This is a genomic window from uncultured Devosia sp., assembly GCF_964244875.1.
In the GTDB taxonomy this organism is placed as follows: Bacteria; Pseudomonadota; Alphaproteobacteria; order Rhizobiales; family Devosiaceae; genus Devosia.
The window spans coordinates 12,183-31,738 of record NZ_CAXTKA010000020.1; the positions used below are offsets into that span (position 1 = coordinate 12,183).

Sequence of the window (19,556 nt, forward strand, 5' to 3'; positions counted from 1 at the left end):
CAAAGCTGCAATGGCAGCCGGCAGTGTCTATCCTAGCACCAATCGGCAGTTGCGCCATGTCACAGGCTGTCAGCCCGCAGCCGGCGGGCGGGGCGCGAGGACATGGCCGACCAGGTGGTGAGCATGCCGGTGGCGATCGTCACGACGATGGCGCCCAGCGTGAGCGCCAGGGCGGTACCGATATCGAGGGTGAAAGGAATTTCCAGCACATAGGTCAGGATTGCCCAGGCTCCGGCAGTGCCCAGGATCAAGGCGAGCAGCGCGGCCAGCAGGCCGAGGATGCCGTATTCCACTGCAAATGCGACGATGACGTCGCGTCTCGTGGCACCCAGCACCTTCATGACGACCGCGTCGGCCTCGCGTTGCTTGCGGCCCACGGCCATGGCGCCGGCCAGCACCAGCATGCCCGACAGCACGGCTATGCTGCCCACCAGCGCCACGGCATTGGCCAAACTGGACAGGATCGCGGCGATCCGTTCGAGCGCGTCTCCGACCGGCAGGAAGGTCAGTGCGGGAAAAGCCAGGCTCAGGCGGCTTTCCACGGCGTCGTCGGTGCCCTTGGCGGCCTTGATGCTGGCCATGACGTTTTGCGGCGCCTTCTCGATCACGCCGGGTGAAAACAGCAGCCGGAAACTGAGGCCACCATCGCGCCAGTCGATTTCGCGGAAGCTGGCTATGGTGGCGGTCAGCCGCCGTCCCGCGATGCTGATGTTCAGCTGGTCCCCGAGCGCAAGGCCCAACGGCTTCTCGAGTTCGGTGCTGAGTGAAATCAATGGTTCGCCGGCATAATCGGAAGGCCACCATTGGCCGGTTGTCACCCGCGATCCGGCGGGCAAGTCTCGCGCCCAGCTGATTGCCGTATCGCCCTTGAACATATCGGCGATATCGTCGGGCAGCGGGCCCAAGGCGCTGACAGGTTGACCTTTGATGGTTTCGATGGTGCCGCGCAGCATCGAGACGCTGTCGAAGGCGGTAATCTGGGGATCGTTGTCGGCAAAGCTTTTCAGTGCCGGCAGTTCATCGTTCTTGACGTCGATGAGGATGAAAGACGGCGCCTTGTCCGCGACGGCACCGTCGATCTGCGCGCGCAGATTGCTGTCCAGCAGGGTGATCATCAGCAGCAGGGCCAGGCCAAGACCCAGCGACAGAATAACCACCGGCGCCGGAGCGCCGGGCCGGTGAACGGCCTTGATGGCTTGGCGCATGACACTGTTGGGCAGGGGTGGCAGCGCCCTCAGCAAAACCTGCAGCACCCAGGCGGCTGCGCGCAGCAGGGCAAATGCCACCATGGCGCCAACGCCGTACCACAGCACCAGCATCGGCTCGCCCGTGACCCATACGGCCAGCCCGCCGATGCCGGCAAAGGCCACGATCAGCGGCAAGGCGGTTCGCGGATGGATGATGTCGCGCCAGCCAACGCCATTGGCGATAGTGCCGCCGGCGGCACGAAACAAGCTGGCCGGCTGCAGCTTTTGCGCGCGCCGCAGCGGCAGGAGAGCGAAGGCGAAGGCGATCAGGACGCCGAAGGCAGCTGCGGCAGCCAGTGCAGCCGGGTCCAGCGTGGGCGGCAGATCGATGGACAGCATACCAGACAGGATCGGCAGCGCGATCAGCGTTGCGGCCGCGCCAAGAGCTAGACCGATGGCGACGCCTGCCAGGGATAGCAGCATGACCTGGCCGAGAAAGTGCACCAGAATGCGGGCGCTGGTCGCGCCCAGGCTGCGCAAGGTTGCGATCGAGGTCTGGCGCTCGTTGATATAGGCCGAGACGGCGTTTGACACGCCGACGCCGCCGACCAGCAGGGATGACAGCCCTACCAAAACCAGGAACCGGCTGAACAGGTCGAAAAACCGCGCGAGATCGGCTGTCGCATCGTTGGGCGAGCGGATATCCCAGGGCGCATCGGGGAAAGCCTTGCGGAGATCAGCAGCGGCGCCGGCGAAATCGCTATCAGCCAGCAGGATCTTGTAGCGAAAGCGTGTCAATGCGCCTGCAACGTCCAAGTCCGCATCGTGCAGTCCCGAAACGGAGATCAGCGCCGGAAGTCCGAGTTGAAAGCCCTGCGCCGCCTGGTCGGGCAGGGACTTGAGCGTCGCGCGGATGACGAAATCGGCATTGCCGATACTCACCTGATCACCCACGGCAAGGCCGAGGCGGTTGAGCACCCTGGCGTCGACCACGACGCCAGGCATGCCGTCCCGAGGCGCGAGAAGGGCGGGAAGGGGCGTCTGGCCAGCGTCGGGGCCAAGCTCGACATTGCCGAGCAAGGGATAATTGTTGGTGACGGCACGCAGGCTCAGGAGCACGCTGTTTTCGCCGGCGCTCGCCCGGGCGTTGAGATCCACGACCTCGGCGACCTGGCCGAGGCGGTTGAAATAGCCGACCTGCTCGGGCGCGATATCGGCGCCGCTGTTGCGCAGTTCGATGTCACCGCCCAGAATGACCCGGGCGTCGCGGGCGATGGCGGCCTGCAGTGCCGCGCCCACCGAGGACACCGTGGCGATGGCGCCAACGCCGAGGGCGAGGCAGGCCAAAAGAATAGCGAAGCGGCGCAGGTCGCCACGCAGATCGATCAAGGCGATCCGGAGCCAGCCGGCGAGCTTGCTCATGCGGGCACGGTGGCTGGGGCCGACAAGCGGCCATGGTTCATGGTCAGGATGCGGTCGGCCTTGGCGGCAAGAGTGCGGTCATGCGTAATGAGGAACACGGCGGTGCCGTTGTCCCGAGCCAGCGCGAACATCATGTCGATCACCAAGGCCCCGGTTTCCTGGTCCAGATTGCCGGTCGGCTCGTCGGCCAGGAGCAGTTTCGGCCGGGTGACAATGGCGCGGGCAAGCCCGACCCGCTGCTGCTCGCCGCCCGATAAGGCACTGGGCAGGTGATCGAGCCGATCGCTGAGGCCCACGGCCGCCAGCGCCTTCGCCGCAGCGGCCTGGATTGTCTTGTAGGACGAGCCTTCCTCCGCGATTTCCAATGCCAGGGCGACATTCTCCAGCGCCGTCATAGACGGAATAAGGTGAAAATTCTGGAACAGAATGCCCAGGTTTTGCCGCCTGAAAATTGCCAGGGCGTCTTCGCCAAGTCCCGCAAGAGTGGCGTTGCCGACGCTTACGCTGCCGCTACTGGCCCGCTCGAGGCCCCCCAGCACCATCAGCAGCGACGTCTTGCCGCTGCCGGACGGACCGACTACCGCCACAACCTCGCCCGGATCAATGTGGAAACTGACATCCTTGAGAATATGCAAGGGTGTCTTTCCAGAGGTCAGATGCAGGTTCATGGCGGCAGTCTCGACTACAGGGCTGCCCATGAACGGATCTCTTGCTTGGCTGGTGACCGCGCTGAAGGTAGGCAGGAATGACCAAAAGAAAAGCGCCGTGGGCGCAAATTCTGCGTGATAGCCTGCGGCTGATCGTCGTCGGTGCGGCAATGCTGCCGACGGCACCGGCTTTTGCGCAGGAGACCGGCAAAACGCTGCTGCTTTATGGTGATTCATTAATGGCGGGGCTGGGGCTTGATCCCAAGGACGGTTTCGCTGCGCAATTGCAAGCGGCGCTTGATGCCATGGGCTTGGACGTGCACATCGTCAATGCCAGTGTTTCGGGCGATACCAGCGGCAACGGCCTGGAGCGGCTGGACTGGACGCTGGCCGAGCGGCCCGATGCGGTGATCGTGGAACTGGGCGCCAATGACATGCTGCAGGGCCTGCCGGTTGCACAGACGCGGCAGAACCTCACCGCCATACTCGATCGATTTGCGGCTGACGACGTTCCGGTGCTGCTGGCCGGCATGAAGGCCAATCCGAGCCTTGGCGCCGGCTATGTCGCGAGCTTCGATGCCATTTTTCCAGAGCTGTCCCAGCAATACCGGACCATCTTGCTGCCGTTTTTCCTCAATGGCGTCGCGCTCGAGGCGGCGTTGAACCAGGCCGATGGAATTCATCCCAATGCCGCAGGCGTGCGCATCGTCGTCGCCAATGTCCTGCCCTATGTCGAAAAACTGATGGAAGCGGTTGGCGCGCGCTAGGTCGGTCAGCCCGCACTGCCGCGATCTGGTGCAGCACGCGGTCGCGGCGATGGGGCGGATTGATGTGCTCGTCAACAATGCAGCGCACCAGAACACGTTCGAGGACATCACCGGCATTCCAGACGAGGAGTGGGAGCTGACGATGGCGACCAATATTTCGGCAATGTTCTACATCACCAAGGCCGCCGTTCCGCGTAGGGGCAAAGGCTCGGCGCTCATCAACACCTCGTCGGTGAATGCGGATAGTGCGAGCCTGCAATTGCTAGCCTATGCCACGACCAAGGGCGCTATCCAGAATTTTACCGCAGGACTGGCGCAACTCTTGGCAACTAAAGGCACTTGCACCAACACCGTCGCTCCCGGCCCAGTCTGGACGCCGCTCATTCCCTCGACCATGCCAGCTGAAAGGTTTCCCAATTCGGCACGCAAGTGCCGATGGGCCGACCAGCACAACCCAAGGAATTGGCACCGGTCTATGCTCTCCGGCATCTGATGAGGCCAGCTATATTTCCGGGGCAACGATTGCCGTGACGGGCGGCAAGCCGATCATCTAGCGCAAGATCAACGTTGCACTCCATGATCGCGGCGCAGCCGGCTTTCCAGCCACAGGCTGTAGCGCGATCCGATTAAGCAGATGACGAAATAGATGCTGGCAGCCACCAGATAGGATTCGTCGTAAAAGCCCAGCCAGTTCGGATCGACAGCAGCATTCTTGGCCGCGTTGAGCAGGTCGAAGATGCCGATAACCGCCAGCAGCGATGTCGCCAGGAAGAAACCGATGGCGAGGTTCACCAGGGCTGGGATGACCAGCCGCAGGGCCTGGGGCAGCACCACCAGCCGCATGATGCGCCAATAGCCCAAGCCCAGAGCACGGGCTGCCTCGTATTGGCCAGCGGGAATGGCCTGCAGGCCCGCCCGGACGACTTCTGCGACATAGGCCGACCAGAACAGGGTGATCAGGATCATGGCGCGGGCAAGTTTGTCGATGAGCTGGCCGCCTGGCACCATCATGGGCAGGATCAGCATGGCGATATAAAGGATGGCCACCATGGGCGTGCCGCGCATGACCTCAATGAAGACGACGGCCATGGTGCGCAGGCCGCCCATCGAGGATTGCCGGGCCAGCGCGAGCACGATGGCCAGGGGGATGGCGAGGCCGAAACAGACGAGAGCCACGAGCAGGGTGACCGGCAGTCCGCCCCATTGGTTGGAGGGAACGGTCTGGCCGATCACCGTACCGGCCAGCAGCAACCAGCAGACTACAGGAACGGCCACCCAAAGCAGCAGCGTGGCAGGCCGCCAGAACCGGGGCAGGGCGGTGAGCACCAGCAGGCCCAGCAGCAGGATCGTGACCAGCATCGGGCGCCAATGCAGGGCGGGGGGATAGAAGGCGTAGAGGATGAAATTGAGCTTGGCGGTGACGAAGGCCCAGCAGGCGCCGGTATTTGCCTTGCAGCTGTCGGCGGAGCCGGTCCAGGTTGCGTCGAGGACAGCCCACCGCACGAAAGGCGGAACGACCCAGACGAGGAAGGCGATGGTGGCCAGAGTGACGGCGCCGTTCAGCGGCGTGCCGAACAGTCCCTGGCGCCAACGCCGCCAATCCTGGCCGCGCGCAGGCGGCAGTTGCACCACCGGGACGGTCATCGTTGCACCGTGCCGCGCATGGCGACGCGGCGATTGTACTGGTTCATCAGGGCCGACACCGAAAGGTTGAGCGTGAGGTACACGCCGATCAGGATCGCCAGAGCTTCGAGCGCCTGGCCGGTGGTGTTGGCGGTGGTGTTGATGACGTTGACCAGATCGGGATAGCCGATGGCAACGGCGAGGCTCGAATCCTTGGTCAGGTCGAGATAGCTTGAGGTGATCAGCGGGGTGATAACCCGCAGGGCCTGGGGCAGCACGATGAGGCGCATGATCTGACCATTGTGCAGTCCGAGCGAGCGGGCGGCTTCCCACTGGCCACGATCGACCGACTCGATGCCGGCGCGGACGATCTCGGTAATGGCGGCGGAGAACTTGACGACAAGGCCGACCAGCAGGGCGGCGAATTCCGGGCTGAGATTGTAGCCGCCGCGAATGTTGAAGCCGCCCAGGGCCGGAACGTCGAAACGAGCGCTGGCACTGGTGATATACAAGGCGACTGCCGCAGCAAAAATGGCGCCGACTAGCATCAGCCCGACAGTGCCCGCTCGCAGGAGGCCCGCGCGGCGCAGCAGCAGGATGGCGCCGATAGCGGCGGTGGCGACGGCCAGCAGGGCCAGCCAGCCGATGGTATTGATGTTCTCGACCAGCAGGCCCGGCACGAAGATGCCGCGATTGCTTAAAAACGCACTATTGGCGACGGCAATGGCATTGCGCGGCGGCGGCAGCGCCTTGGTGAGGGCGCTCCAGAAGAACAACTGCAGCAGCAGCGGCGTGTTGCGGACGATTTCGACATACCAGCGCACGAGGCCCGCCAGCAGCAGATTGCCCGAAAGGCGCGCGACGCCCAGTGCCACGCCCAGAGTGGTCGCCAGGACACAGCCGAGCACGGCCACCTTGATGGTGTTGAGCAGGCCGACCAGGATGGCCCGGGCATAGGGGTCGGCGGAGGAATAGGACACCATCGCCTCGCCGATTTCGAAATTGGCCGAGCGGCTCAGGAAATCGAAGCCGGGATTGATGCCGGCCTTGGCCATGGTGTCCACGGTGTTGCTGCTGAACCACCAAAGCAGACCGATGGCGGCAAACAGCAGGCCGAGCTGGGTCAGGGGTCGCGGACCCCACCACTTGCCGAGCCTCACGAAGAAGCCGGGTCTGGGAGGACCCGGCTTGGAGATTGCCGTCATCGAATAAAAGCCCGGATGCGATCAGCGCCAGGCCGGAGCATAGAGCAGGCCACCGTCCGTCCAAAGGCTATTGTAGCCGCGCTCCCACTTGAAGACGCTGTCCTTGCCGACGTTGCGCTCAAAGATTTCCCCGTAATTGCCCACGGCCTTGATGATGTTGTAGGCGAATTTGGGATCAAGGCCGATGGCCTCGCCCAGAGCGGTATCGGTGCCCAGGAAACGCTGGACCAGCGGATCCTGGGAGGTCAGGAACTCGTCGACATTGGCCTGGGTGATGCCGAGCTCCTCAGCCTCGATCGTCGCCCAGACCGTCCAGTTGACGATTTCAAGCCAGCGGTCGTCACCATGACGGATCGCCGGCGCGAGCGGCTCCTTGGACAGGCGCTCGGGCAGCAGGATGTACTCTTCCGGGTTGGCCAACTGGGTCTGCTTGATGCCTAGGTCGGAGGCATCCTGGGTGATTGCGTCGACGCGGCCCGATTCCAGTGCGGCGAGGAATTCGTTGGTGTCCTCGATCGTCACTGGGGTGAAAGTCTTGCCGTTCTTGCGGAAGAAATCGGCGATGTTGAGTTCGCCCGTAGTGCCCGACTGCACGCCGATGGTGGCGCCATCCAGATCGGCGCCGCTGGTGACGCCGAGGTCCTTGCGGACCAGCAGGCCCTGGCCGTCATAGAAAATGGTGGGGCCGAAATGGAAGCCGAGCTGGAACGAGCGGGAGATCGTCTGGGTGACGCCGGACAGCAGAATGTCGAACTCGCCGGCCTGAAGAGCGGGAAGGCGCTGCTGGGGGGAAGACGAGGTAAATTCGACTTTGGTGGGGTCGTTGAACACGGTAACGGCGAGGGCACGACCGAAATCGACGAAAAAGCCCTTCCATTCCCCGCTCGAATCCGGCGCAAAGAAGCCCGGCTGGCTGCCGACGCCAACCTTGATAACACCCCGCGCCACGATGGCATCAAGGTCTTCGCCGGCCTGTGCCGCAATCGGCAGAACTGCGGTCGTTACCGCAAGTACAGCAACTGCCGCGGCCCGCCACAGGGCCAGGGGATTGCCGGCACGAGGCCGGAAAGAAATGGTCATGATTGTCTCCAAATTGCCCGACGACCCGGGGAACAGGGCCATCGTGAGGAATGACGACCTCGCAGATCGCCACCTAAACCCCACTCACGATGCAATCATATGAGCCTGCAATTTCGAGTCTACCGAACGGCTAGACATAAATTGCGCAATTGGCGCATCGCGGCAATTTCTTTGCCCAGGCTTGTCGGCGGCTTAGACAAGGGCAGCATTTGCCGTTCGCGATGGCCGAACGCTGTTGAGCCGGTACGCACTATGGACTGGCGATCTGCGTTAGTGGTTCGACCCGGGTGCACTACCAGATGGTCGCTGCTCGGCATGACGCTCTGACGCCAATTCCTTAAAAATGGTGGGCCCACCAGGACTCGAACCTGGAACCAGACCGTTATGAGCGGTCGGCTCTAACCATTGAGCTATGGGCCCGCGCGAGCCTCATAGCAGGGGACGAGGCGATGGCAAAGAGGCGATAGGGGGTAAAGGCGCTTGGCTTTAGAGGGGAAGCTAGCGGATGCGGTAGGCGTCGCTTTCGCCTTCGACGAGTTCCATCGGCCAGATTTTGTGGGTGATGCCCATGGGGTAGGTGCCGGCAAATGCCGGCATGGTGGCCAGCAGAGATTCGGCCAGGGCAATGCCCAAATCGCGCAGGGAGACGTGAAAACTGGTCAAGGTGGGCGATAGATAACGCGAAAGCGGCGACTCGCGAAAACCGATGACGGCAACGTCACGGCCGGCCAGCATGCCGGCTTCCCGGAAGCGGCGATACAGCCCCGCGGCCATCAATTCATAGATCAGCAGGATGGCCGTCGGCCGGACAGGCATGCGCAACATTTCGTCGGCAACGAGATAACCGCCCTGTTCGGTGGACCGGGCGCGGATGATCAGGGATGGGTCCAGGCCAATGCCATGCCTGGCCAACGCGGCCGTATACCCGTCGTAGAAGACAAAGCCGAGGTTGACATCGTTGGACGGGATGGCCACGGCAATGCGGCGATGCCCGTTGGCAACCAGCCGGTCGACGGCGCGCGTGGCGACGCCTTCAAAGTCGAGATCGATCCAGGGATGGGCATGGCTGGAGCCGGACCGGCCAAGGGCGACAAAGGGAATATTGGCCTTGGTCAAAAAGTCGATGCGGCGATCATGGCGCAGCGTTGCGGAAATGATCATGCCATCGACCAGCCGACGCGCGGCGATGCGCTCGAGATAGGCGTGGGGCTCCTCGTCGGCGCAGGGCAGCACGACGAGATCGAGCCCGTGGCGCGACAGGCAGCCCTGCAGGCCATCAATGACCCCGAGGAAGAAATTATCGCTGTTGGCCGCGGTTTCAGGGCCGGATTCGATCATCAGGCCGATGGCGTTGGTGGTGCCTTGGCGCAAGCTGCGGCCGGATTGATTGGGGACATAGCCCAGCGCTTCGGCGGCCTCGAGGACACGCTTGCGGGTTTCCTCGTTCACGTCGGGGCGGCCGTTGAGCGCCCGCGAGACCGTGCCGATGGACACATTGAGGTGCTCTGCCAAGCGCTTGATGCCAATCATGATCTGCCTTTTCCTTGGCGCCGGGGCCGGGATTTTGCACAGTCTTGGAAAGCCTATTGACACGTCTCGGTCCCATTATATAGCGTCGTAAACGTTTACGGAACGTCTTGCCGGGTGAGGATGCCAGCGGGACAAAGAGTCCGTCGGGAGGATCAACGTGTCGAAAACCGCCGTCTTGGTCGGATGCGGAGCCATGTCCAGGGGATGGCTGAAAGCCATTGCCGAGGCGCCCGCCCTGGCCGGTCGCATCGCCGTCGTGGGACTGGTCGATCTCGACCCAGCGATTGCGCAGGCGCGGGCCGACGAATTCGGCTTGGGCGATGCCGTTGTCGGTCGGGACCTCGACGCCGTGCTGGAGCAGATCAAGCCGGACCTGGTGCTCGACGTGGTCATTCCGGTGGCACGACATGAGGTGGTGGCGACGGGGCTGCGGCACGGCGCGCATGTGCTGAGCGAAAAGCCGATGGCAACGTCACTGGACGCTGGGCGCAATCTTGTCCGGCTAGCCGAGACGGCGGACCGGGTGCATGCCGTGGTGCAGAACCGCAGGTTCATCGCCGGCGTCCGTCGCATCCGGCGGGCCCTTGCCCAGGGGCTGATCGGCGAGTTGACGGCGCTGCATTGCGATTTTTTCATCGGCGCGCATTTTGGCGGGTTTCGCGAGGACATGGACAATGTCCTGCTGCTCGACATGGCGATCCATACGCTGGATGCGGCGCGCTTCATGGCCGACAAGACGCCGCTGGCGGTTTACTGCCATGAGAGCAATCCGCGGGGCTCGTGGTATCGGACAGGATCGGCCGCCAATGCCATTTTCGAGTTTTCCGACGATGTGGTGTTCACCTATCGCGGGTCCTGGGTTGCCGAGGGGGCCAATACCAGCTGGGAAAGCGCCTGGCGCTTCGTGGGGACCAAGGGCACGCTCATCTGGGACGGCGCGGATGCGTTCGAGGCCAAGGTGGTAACCGGTACGGACGGGTTTTTGCGCGAGGTCACGGCGGTGCCTGTTCCGGAGCCGGTCGATGCCGGGCAGACGCATGGTCATGCCAGCGTCATTGCCGAGTTCCTCAACGCCATCGAGAGCGGTCGCGCACCCGAAACGGTGAGCACCGACAACATCAAGAGCCTGGCAATGGTGTTCGCGGCGATTGAAAGCGCCAAGACCGGCCAGCGCGTTACTATTGCAGTTTGAGGATTTATTCGTGACCAACCCCGCTCAATCCATTCGTATCGGCACCATGATCCAGGCGACGGCCGGCAAGGCTGCGGAGAATATCGCCCAGATCGCCGATCTAGGCTTTGAAAGTTTCGAGCCATTTTTCTGGCAGACCACCAATGGGCAGGATCTGGCGGAACTGGGCAAGCGCAGCCTTGCGGCAATCGGGGATCGTGACATCTCCATTTCCACACTGGGCATGTTCGGCAATCCGCTGGAAGACCAGGAGATGGATCGCCAGACCTTGCAGGGCTGGAAGGACTGCATCGACAATGCCCACCATTTCGGCGCGACCTGCGTGGCCGGATTTACCGGGCGCATCCGCAACAAGCCGCTGACCGACAGCCTGCCGCGCTACCAGCAGGTGTGGAGCGAATTGGCCAGGCGCGCCGCCGACAAGGGCGTCAAGATAGCGTTCGAGAACTGCGCCATGGATGGCAATTGGGCGACCGGAGACTGGAATATCGCGCACAATCCCGACGCGTGGGAGCTGATCTTCAACGAGACGCCGGACGACAATATCGGGCTCGAATGGGAGCCGTGCCACCAATTGGTCTATCTGATCGATCCGCTGCCGCAAATTCGCAAATGGGCGCCCAAATTCTTCCATGTGCATGGCAAGGACGCGACGGTTCGCTGGGAAGTGATCAAGGAACACGGCATCTTCGGCAAGGAGAAGTTCGTGTTCATGCGCACGCCGGGTTTCGGCGACAGCAATTGGACCGACGTGATTTCGGAGCTGAGGCTGGCCGGTTACCAGGGCTCAATCGACATCGAGGGGTGGCACGATCCGGTCTATCGCGGAGAACTCGAAATGACCGGGCAGGTGCGGGGGCTCAACTATCTCAAGGACTGCCGGGGTGGCGACTATGTCGCCTGACCTCGTCTGATCGACAGCCATTGGCTCCGCAGAGGGCCTTGGCGATTTACCTGAACCGCGGCGCGTGCCGCACAATGGGAGGATTTTAGGATGAAACTATCGACATTGGCCATGGCGATCGGCGCCGTGGTGCTGGCACCCGGGCTGGCGCAGGCTCAAGACAATACGTTCAATATCTGGTGGTACGAAGATGCCGCGTCCGCCCAGGGCGTTACCTGGGCCAAGGCGCTCGAGGAGCTCAAGGCCAACCATCCCGACGTCACCGTCAATTTCGAGCAGAAGACCTTTGCCCAGTTGCAGGCGTCGGGCAGCATGATCCTCAATTCCGATCAGGCTCCCGATGTGCTTGAATACAACAAGGGCAATGCCACGGCCGGTCTCGTTGCCAGCCAGGGCCTGCTGACCAACCTGGATGATGCTTTTACCGCCAATGGCTGGGACAAGATCCTCAACGAAGGCCAGCTCACGCTCAGCCGCTACGACGATCTGGGTGTTTACGGCTCGGGCTCGATCTGGGGCATCTCGACCTATGGCGAGTATGTTTCGGCCTTCTACAATATAGACATGTTCGAAAAGGCGGGCCTCAAGGTTCCTACCACGCTCGAAGAGCTGACTGCCGATTTCGAAGCCTTCAAGGCGGCTGGAATTACCCCGCTGGCGCTCGGTGGCGCCGATACCAGCGGCCAGCACGTGCTGGCGTCGCTGGCCTATACCAAGGCCGACGACACCTGGATTTCCAACTATCAGGGCCTCAAGGCTCCACTTGATACCGCACCCTATCTGTTTGCGGCCCAGACCATGGTTGATTGGGTTGCCAAGGGTTATGTGAGCAAGGACTCAACGGGCATCAAGGATCCCGACGCCGCGCTGCAATTCACCTCCGGCGAGGCGCCGATCTACATTTCGGGCACCTGGAACCTGGGCAATTTCAACACGACCATCAAGGACTTCAAATGGGGCCAGTTCCTCGTGCCGACGCCGAAATATTCAGTTGGCTCGACGGGCAATCTCTGGGTCATTCCAAAGGGCTCCAGCAACCCCGAACTCGCCCAGGAATGGATCAGCCTGTTGCTGTCGCCAAAGTACCAGACCGAACAGGCCAATAATGGCGGCGTGTCGATTGCAGCCGATCCTGCAACGGTGACCAATCCGGTGGGCCAGAACGCGGCCGCCGTCTTCAAGGAAATCGCCGACAAGCAGGGCCTGGGCTTTTATCCCGATTGGCCGGTTCCGGGCTTCTATGACGTGCTGATCCAGAAGGTTGCCGGCTTGCTGCAGGGCACTTCGACACCCGAGCAGTTTGCCGACGAGCTGAAGCAGGCCTATGACGATGCGCAGGCCAACCAGTAAAAGCTGATGATTGTCGGGCCGCGCCTCCATCCGGGAGTGCGGCCCGGTGGATCGTGGAGGGGAAAATGGTCACGCCGAGCAGGGCTTCCACGGAAGACAAGCGCAGTTACTATCTTTACCTGATACCGGGTGCGATCGGCTTCATCGCCATCGTCCTGGTGCCGCAGATCGCCAATTTCGCCCTCAGCTTCACCGCTTGGAAGGGCGTCGGCACGCCGCGCTTCGTCGGGTTGCAAAATTACGAACGGCTGCTGACGGACGGGCAATTCTGGGGCTCGATGAGCCATACGCTGATGTTCGTGATTTCCATGACCATTATTCCGGTGGTGATCGGCCTGGTGCTGGCGGCGCTGCTGTTCGACTACATTCGCGACGAGTTTGGCGAAACCGTCTCCAGCCTGTTCCGGGCAGCATTCTACCTGCCGCAGATTCTCCCGATCACCGCGGCTGGCGTGTTGTGGGGCTGGATTTTCAATCCGGTCGGCGTGGTCAATATCATCCTTCGGGCCGTCGGCCTGGACGGGCTGGCGCAGAACTGGCTTGGGGACGCGACCTATGCGCTGCCCGCCGTGTCGCTGGTGATCGTGTGGATTCAGGTCGGCTACTGCCTCGTCGTCTTCATGGCGGGCCTGTCGCGCATCGATCCGGCGCTCTATGAAGCGGCCGAACTGGATGGCGCCGGCTGGTGGCAGCGTCTGGTGACTATCACCATTCCCTTGCTCGCGCCCGAGATTTTCGTCGTGGTGCTGACAACCCTTATTGCCGCACTCAAGGTGTTCGCCCCGATTTTCGTTTTGACGGCGGGCGGGCCGGATAATGCGACGCTGGTTCCGTCCTATCTCACCTACTACCACTTCTTTACCACGCAGCGTGTCGGCTACGCGGCTGCGATCGCGGTGGTGCAGACCATCCTGACAATTGGTCTGGCCGTCATTTTCCTGCGCTTCCAGGCCAGTCAGGCGGGGAAGGAATAGACCATGGCCGATGCCACCCTCAATATCGGCAATACGACCAAGTCGGTCGATGCCCCTCCTGGCGTTCGCCGGCGCAGCCCAGGGCGATGGGTGGTCCTCGCCATCCTCACACTTGTCCTGCTGCTGGTGCTGTTTCCGTTCTTCCTGGCGTTGAGCAATGCGGTAAAATCGGGCGTCGATTACGCCGCCAACGGGCCGCTCTCGCTGCCGACATCGATCGATCTGACTGCCCTCAAGAATTTCTGGAACGTGGCGGATTTCGGCCGCAAGCTGTTGAACAGCGCGATCATCAGCCTCGTGGTTGCGGTCATCGGGGTGACGATCAGCCTGCTCAACGCCTATGCCATCGGCATCGGCAAGGTGCGCGGATCGCGGGCCATCCTGGTTATATTGCTGATCGGCATCATGGTGCCTCAGGAGTCCATCGTTTATCCGCTCTATTACATGGCCAAGGCCACCGGCCTTTATGACACCCAGCTCTCGGTGATCATTGTCTTTGCGGTCATCCAGAGCGCGTTTGGCACGTATCTGCTGTCGTCGGTGCTCGGCAGCTTTCCCAAGGAGATCGTCGAAGCCGCCGAGATGGATGGCGCCAACCGCTGGCAAATCCTGTGGCAGGTGGTTGTCCCCGTGCTGCGTCCATCGCTTATGGTGGTGGGGACGTTCTTCTTCATCTGGACCTGGAACGAGTTCCTAATCCCGCTGGTCATGCTGGTGTCCAACAACAACCAGACCGTCTCCGTCGCGATGGGCCTGACGCGCGGGCAGAACATGTCGGACCCCACGCTGCGCGCGGCCGCTTCGCTTCTGGGCATGGCGCCCACCTTCATCTTCTTTCTGATCTTCCAGCGCACTTTGACGCGTGGTGTCGTCGTGGGAGCGGTCAAATGAGTCACCGAATGCTAACCAAATGCTACCGTGTTGGGGACCTCAAATGAGCGAAATCCAGATCGAGTTAACCAGCATAGACAAGCACTACGGCACCTTCCACGCGCTCAAAAATGTGAGCCTGCGCATCGAGAAAGGCAGCTTCGTCGCCCTGGTCGGCCCGTCAGGCTGCGGCAAGTCCACGCTGCTGCGCTCGCTCGCAGGGCTGGAGGGCATTTCGGGCGGCACCATCAAAATCGCCGGCGAAGTCATCAATAACGTGCCGCCGCGCAAGCGTGACGTGGCCATGGTGTTCCAGTCCTATGCGCTTTATCCGCACATGACGGTGGCGGAAAACCTGACTTATTCCTTGCGCATCAAACGAGTAAAGAAGGACGTCGCGCGCAAGGCTGCCGAGGAAATTGCCGCAACCACGGGCCTGACCGGCCTGCTCGACCGCTATCCACGCGAGCTTTCGGGTGGCCAGCGCCAGCGCGTCGCCATGGGCCGCGCCATCATCCGCCACCCCAAGGCGTTCCTGTTCGACGAGCCGCTATCCAATCTCGATGCCGCGCTGCGTGTTCAAATGCGCAAGGAAATCAGGAGCTTACACGACCGCCTTGGTGCCACTTCGGTTTACGTGACCCACGACCAGATCGAGGCCATGACCATGGCCGACTACGTGGTGGTGATGCGTGACGGGGTCATCGAGCAGCAGGGACGGCCGCTTGAGCTTTACGATACGCCAACCAGCAAGTTCGTCGCCGGGTTCATCGGCTCGCCGGCGATGAATTTCGTGTCGGGAACGATCGCAGCCAGCGGCAGCGATGTGGTGCTGGACTTGCCGGACTCGCCGGAATTGGCCTTGGGGCGGCAATTGGGGATGAATCGCGCCGTCTTGGTGGGGCTGCGGCCCGAGCATCTGAGCGTGGTGCCATTGGACCAGGCTAGAATCAGATTGCCGGTCGCGGTAGTCGAGTCGACAGGGTCGATGACATATGTCACCACGGCAACCACGCCCGAATTGACCATCGTCGAGACTGGCCGAACGGTGGTCGGGGCAGGCGATATGGTTGGCGTTCGGATCGAGCCGGCGCACATCTACCTGTTCGATGAAGAGACGGAATTGGCGCTTTAATGCTGCCAGACAACCAGGCCGGCGGCAGTTGCCATCATGGCGCCGGCGGTTTTGTTGAGGCGGCCAAGCGCCTTGGGGCTTTTGAAGAACTCGCGGGCGGCGGAGGCCAACAAGGCATAGCCGCAGCCGATGAGCAGAAGGACCACCACCACGATCAGCGTCAGTTCGGCGAAGGCAAGCGGGTTCATCTGGTCGAGCGGGATCACGGTGGGCAGGATTGCCAGGTAAAACACGATCGTCTTGGGATTGCCCAAGGTGAGCGAGAAACCTGCAAGAAAGGTTTTGAGCGCGCTTTCGGTTTTCGGCTTCATCTGCTCAGTGCCGGGGCGGGCGGTCCAGAATTTGTAGGCCACGTAAAGCAGATAGGCCGCGCCGGCCCAACGGATGACGACAAAGATCGGCCCAAAGTAATGGGCAATGGCGGCCAAGCCGAAGACCGCGAAGACGAAATAGACCAGATCGCCGGCCAAGATTCCCAATACCATCGGAAAGGCGCCGCGAAAGCCGCCACCGAGGGCACGCGCGACGACTGCTGCGACGCCGGGGCCGGGCACCAGCACGGCGATGGCGTAGGCAGCGGTGAAGGTAAAGAGCGTTACAACATCCATGATGGGGCCGCCGGTTGGAGGCGGACCCTATCGTCTCCGCCTCGCCTTCGCAATCGCTATGGCAGGCGCGCGAGCCTTTCGGTCAATAGGGCATAAAAGCCCTCGGCGTTGCCGCTGCGCATGTACTGCACGGTCTTGGCCTTGCCGGTCACGTGCCAATAATCGGCGACGGTCATGCCAACAGTCAGTTCGCTCGCGGTTTCGATGGTAACGTTGCAGAGGCGGCCGTCGAACAGGTCGGGGCGCAACAGATAGGCGATGACCGTGGGGTCATGCAGGGGCGCGCCGGCCCAGCCATATTTGCGCAAATCGAAGCCTTCCGAAAAGGTCAGCATTTCATAGACCGCGGTGCCGGTGCGGTTGCCAATGGCCCTTATGGCGGCAAGGCGGTCGGGGGTGGATTGGATTTGATGGGTTACGTCGAGCGGCATCATGGTGATCGGAGCCCCGCAGCGCAGCACGACATCGGCGGCCTCGGGGTCGACATAGATGTTGAATTCGGCGGCAGGCGTGATGTTGCCGACCTCGAAATAAGCACCGCCCATCATGATGATCTCGGCGATGCGATCGGCAATCTCGGGCTGCTTGACGAGCGCCATTCCGATATTGGTCAGCGGCCCGAGTGTGCAGAGGGTCACGGTCTTGGGCTCGGCAGTCATCAGCGTATCGATGATGTAGTCGACGCCGTGCCGGGTCTGAAGCGCAGTTTTCGGGGCCGGCAGATCGGGGCCGTTGAGGCCGGTGTCCCCGTGCACGTGCTCGGCAGTCACCAGATGACGCCGCATCGGCCGGGCGCAGCCGGCATAGACCGGGATATCGGGGCGTCCGGCGAGTTCGACGATCTTGAGAGCATTGTTGGCGTTATGGTGAAGCCCGACATTGCCGGCCACGGCAACGATGCCGAGGACATCGATCTCCTCGGGCGAAGCCAGCGCCAGAAGGATGGCCACGGCATCGTCCTGGCCTGGATCGGTGTCGATAATGATTTTCCGGGACATGGGCAGCCTTGAACAGGGGTGATGAATCGGCTGGATGATAGCGGGCGGCGTCGGGGCGGTCGACTGGAACAATTACCGGGTTTTACAGACGGCTTCGCCCGGATCACCAGCGTAGCGCAACGGACTGCATTGCAGGCTCGGCGCTTGACGCCATGGTGGCAAGACGAAACAGTCAGGCGTCGGCGGGAGAAGAGTTGTGGCGGTTGAAGCATTGGAGCATGCGGCCGAGGCGGCCGCCCATGGCATCGATCTGGTGCCGGTGGTGGTGCTGCTGGCGGCTGGGGTCGTGGCAGTGCCGCTGTTCAAGCGGCTGGGATTGGGGTCGGTGCTGGGCTATCTGGCCGCCGGCCTGTTGCTCGGACCCTCGGGCATCGGGCTGATCAACGATCCGGAGGCAGTGCTCGCGGCGGCCGAACTGGGCGTCGTCATGTTTTTGTTCATCATCGGCCTGGAAATGGAGCCAAGCCGGCTATGGGCGCTGCGCAAGCAGATTTTTGGTCTGGGTGTCGCGCAGGTCCTGGTCTGCGGCGCGCTGTTGACCGGGGTCGGGGTCCTGCTTGGTTTTGCGCCGGTGGTGGCCTTCGTTTTCGGCATGGGCTTCGTGCTGACCTCGACCGCCATTGTCATGCAAATCCTGGGCGAACGCGGCGAGTTGGCCAGCGATGGCGGGCAGCGGATCGTATCGATCCTGCTGCTGGAAGATCTTGCCATCGTACCGCTCCTGGCCGTCATCGCGATCCTGGCGCCTGCCGGGGAGGACGGCGGCTTGTGGTCGCGGCTATTGAGCATCGCGATTGCGCTGGGCGCCGTGGCACTGCTGATCTTCTTGGGACGCCGGATCATGAATCCGCTGTTCGCCTTTCTGGCATCGGTCAAATCGCGCGAGGTGATGACGGCGGCGGCGCTGCTGGTGGTGCTGGGCGCGGCGCTGCTGATGCAAGTGAGCGGACTGTCGATGGCCATGGGGGCGTTTCTGGCCGGGGTCTTGCTGTCGACGTCCACATTCCGCAACCAGCTCGAAGCCGATGTGGAGCCGTTCCGCGGCATTCTGCTCGGACTGTTTTTCCTGGCGGTCGGCATGTCGCTGGATCTGGCAGTGGTGGGTGAACACTGGACGCTCATCGCGCTGAGCGTGCTCGCCTATATGGTGCTCAAGGCGGGAGCTATCTATGCCATTGCGCGGGTACTGAAATCGGGACATGCGGAGGCGCTGGAACGTGCCGTGCTGATGTCGCAGGGGGGCGAATTCGCGTTCGTGCTGTACACGACGGCGGCCACGGCGGGCCTGATCGACGGGCCGACCAATGCGATCTTTACCGCGACGGTAATCATTTCGATGGTCATCACGCCTTTTGCGATCATCGGGCTGAAGTATGTGTTGCCCAAGCCGGTCCAATCCATGGATGGGATCGAGGCCGTGGAAGCTTTGCACGAGCGAATCCTGGTGATCGGCTTCGGTCGTTTTGGACAGATCACGACCCAGGCCCTGCTGGGCCAGGGACATCGGCTTTCTCTCATAGACAACAATACCGAGATGATCCGGGTGGCCGCCCAATTTGGAATGAAGGTCTATTATGGCGATGGCACACGGCTCGATATCCTGCGCGCCGCGGGCGCCGCCAATACCGACCTGGTGCTGATCTGCGTGGACGACAAGGCGGCAGCCGTCAGGATCGCCGGACTGTTCCGCGATGAATTCCCGCTCACCAAGGTGATGGCGCGGGCTTATGACCGGGTCCACGCGATCGAACTGGCCAGGGCCGGCGTCGAATATCAACTGCGTGAGATGTTTGAGTCCGCGATGGTCTTCGGCGCTCAGGCGATCCGGGAGCTTGGCGGCACCGAAGACGAAATCGAGCGCGTCATGGAGGGCGTGCGCCAGCGCGACAAGCTACGCTTCGATTCCCAATTGCTCGACAATGGCGACCCCTTGACCCTGGCGCGGCAATTGCTGCTCAGCAATGCTGCCGAGCAGGCACGAGAAGGCGGCATTGCGCTGGCGCAGGAGCAAATCGAAAAAAGCCTCGCCGAAGCAGTCAAGGCGCAGCGCGAGCCAGTATGACA

The 19,556-nt window shown here is 62.3% G+C and carries 16 protein-coding genes, 1 tRNA gene and 1 pseudogene; 9 read left to right on the plus strand and 9 right to left on the minus strand.

The genetic code is table 11. The features are described 5' to 3' along the window. Positions 1-59: 59 nt before the first annotated feature. The gene (locus ACFE8X_RS17100) at positions 60-2,609 is read right to left on the minus strand and encodes an ABC transporter permease (RefSeq protein WP_375452707.1); all 2,550 of its coding nucleotides are present in this window, start codon (positions 2,607-2,609) and stop codon (positions 60-62) included. Further along, positions 2,606-3,307 (minus strand): ABC transporter ATP-binding protein, encoded by a 702-nt coding sequence (locus ACFE8X_RS17105; protein ID WP_375452708.1) that lies wholly within the window; start codon positions 3,305-3,307, stop codon positions 2,606-2,608. Before ACFE8X_RS17105 ends, ACFE8X_RS17100 begins: the two co-directional genes overlap by 4 nt. 47 nt (positions 3,308-3,354) lie before the next feature. Here ACFE8X_RS17105 and ACFE8X_RS17110 point away from each other — a divergent pair, with 47 nt between their 5' ends. Beyond that, positions 3,355-4,023, plus strand: a complete 669-nt coding sequence (locus ACFE8X_RS17110; RefSeq protein ID WP_375452709.1) for an arylesterase — start codon at positions 3,355-3,357, stop codon at positions 4,021-4,023. Positions 4,024-4,036: 13 nt separating this feature from the next. After that, positions 4,037-4,577 (plus strand): annotated as a pseudogene (locus ACFE8X_RS17115) (SDR family oxidoreductase); the annotation flags it as partial. Between the two features lie 7 nt (positions 4,578-4,584). On the opposite strand, the gene ACFE8X_RS17120 reads toward ACFE8X_RS17115, so the two are convergent. The 5 genes from ACFE8X_RS17120 to ACFE8X_RS17140 all read right to left on the minus strand — a co-directional run bounded on the left by ACFE8X_RS17120 (position 4,585) and on the right by ACFE8X_RS17140 (position 9,461). Next, positions 4,585-5,667, minus strand: coding sequence for an amino acid ABC transporter permease (locus tag ACFE8X_RS17120; RefSeq protein ID WP_375452710.1), 1,083 nt, complete (start codon positions 5,665-5,667; stop codon positions 4,585-4,587). Then, entirely contained in the window at positions 5,664-6,806 is a 1,143-nt protein-coding gene (locus ACFE8X_RS17125; protein ID WP_375452711.1) for an amino acid ABC transporter permease, read from the minus strand. Before ACFE8X_RS17125 ends, ACFE8X_RS17120 begins: the two co-directional genes overlap by 4 nt. A 66-nt stretch (positions 6,807-6,872) precedes the next feature. After that, entirely contained in the window at positions 6,873-7,931 is a 1,059-nt protein-coding gene (locus tag ACFE8X_RS17130; protein WP_375452712.1) for an amino acid ABC transporter substrate-binding protein, read from the minus strand. Between the two features lie 344 nt (positions 7,932-8,275). Next, positions 8,276-8,351, minus strand: a tRNA-Ile gene (locus ACFE8X_RS17135). A gap of 78 nt (positions 8,352-8,429) precedes the next feature. Further along, complete coding sequence (locus ACFE8X_RS17140; RefSeq protein ID WP_375452713.1) at positions 8,430-9,461, minus strand: LacI family DNA-binding transcriptional regulator; 1,032 nt, start codon at positions 9,459-9,461, stop codon at positions 8,430-8,432. A gap of 157 nt (positions 9,462-9,618) precedes the next feature. Here ACFE8X_RS17140 and ACFE8X_RS17145 point away from each other — a divergent pair, with 157 nt between their 5' ends. The 6 genes from ACFE8X_RS17145 to ACFE8X_RS17170 all read left to right on the plus strand — a co-directional run bounded on the left by ACFE8X_RS17145 (position 9,619) and on the right by ACFE8X_RS17170 (position 15,886). Continuing rightward, positions 9,619-10,653 (plus strand): Gfo/Idh/MocA family protein, encoded by a 1,035-nt coding sequence (locus ACFE8X_RS17145; RefSeq protein ID WP_375452714.1) that lies wholly within the window; start codon positions 9,619-9,621, stop codon positions 10,651-10,653. A gap of 10 nt (positions 10,654-10,663) precedes the next feature. Continuing rightward, a complete protein-coding gene (locus ACFE8X_RS17150; protein ID WP_375452715.1) occupies positions 10,664-11,557 on the plus strand; it encodes a sugar phosphate isomerase/epimerase family protein in 894 nt (297 codons plus the stop codon). Between the two features lie 90 nt (positions 11,558-11,647). Beyond that, complete coding sequence (locus ACFE8X_RS17155) at positions 11,648-12,907, plus strand: ABC transporter substrate-binding protein (protein ID WP_375452716.1); 1,260 nt, start codon at positions 11,648-11,650, stop codon at positions 12,905-12,907. Between the two features lie 65 nt (positions 12,908-12,972). Further along, entirely contained in the window at positions 12,973-13,881 is a 909-nt protein-coding gene (locus ACFE8X_RS17160) for a carbohydrate ABC transporter permease (RefSeq protein ID WP_375452717.1), read from the plus strand. Positions 13,882-13,884: 3 nt separating this feature from the next. Then, a complete protein-coding gene (locus ACFE8X_RS17165) occupies positions 13,885-14,772 on the plus strand; it encodes a carbohydrate ABC transporter permease (protein WP_375452718.1) in 888 nt (295 codons plus the stop codon). Between the two features lie 43 nt (positions 14,773-14,815). Continuing rightward, positions 14,816-15,886 carry an ABC transporter ATP-binding protein gene (locus ACFE8X_RS17170; RefSeq protein WP_375452719.1) on the plus strand — a complete coding sequence of 357 codons (1,071 nt, stop codon included), beginning with the start codon at positions 14,816-14,818 and terminating at the stop codon, positions 15,884-15,886. Here the strand turns inward: ACFE8X_RS17170 and ACFE8X_RS17175 are convergent. Together ACFE8X_RS17175 and ACFE8X_RS17180 are read right to left on the minus strand one after the other, a co-directional pair. Further along, entirely contained in the window at positions 15,883-16,494 is a 612-nt protein-coding gene (locus ACFE8X_RS17175; RefSeq protein ID WP_375452720.1) for a LysE family translocator, read from the minus strand. The genes ACFE8X_RS17170 and ACFE8X_RS17175 overlap by 4 nt on opposite strands. A gap of 56 nt (positions 16,495-16,550) precedes the next feature. Beyond that, complete coding sequence (locus ACFE8X_RS17180) at positions 16,551-17,498, minus strand: nucleoside hydrolase (RefSeq protein WP_375452733.1); 948 nt, start codon at positions 17,496-17,498, stop codon at positions 16,551-16,553. A 190-nt stretch (positions 17,499-17,688) separates the two neighbouring features. On the opposite strand from ACFE8X_RS17180, the gene ACFE8X_RS17185 reads away from it, so the two are divergent. Next, positions 17,689-19,554 (plus strand): monovalent cation:proton antiporter-2 (CPA2) family protein, encoded by a 1,866-nt coding sequence (locus ACFE8X_RS17185; RefSeq protein WP_375452721.1) that lies wholly within the window; start codon positions 17,689-17,691, stop codon positions 19,552-19,554. Positions 19,555-19,556: the final 2 nt, after the last annotated feature.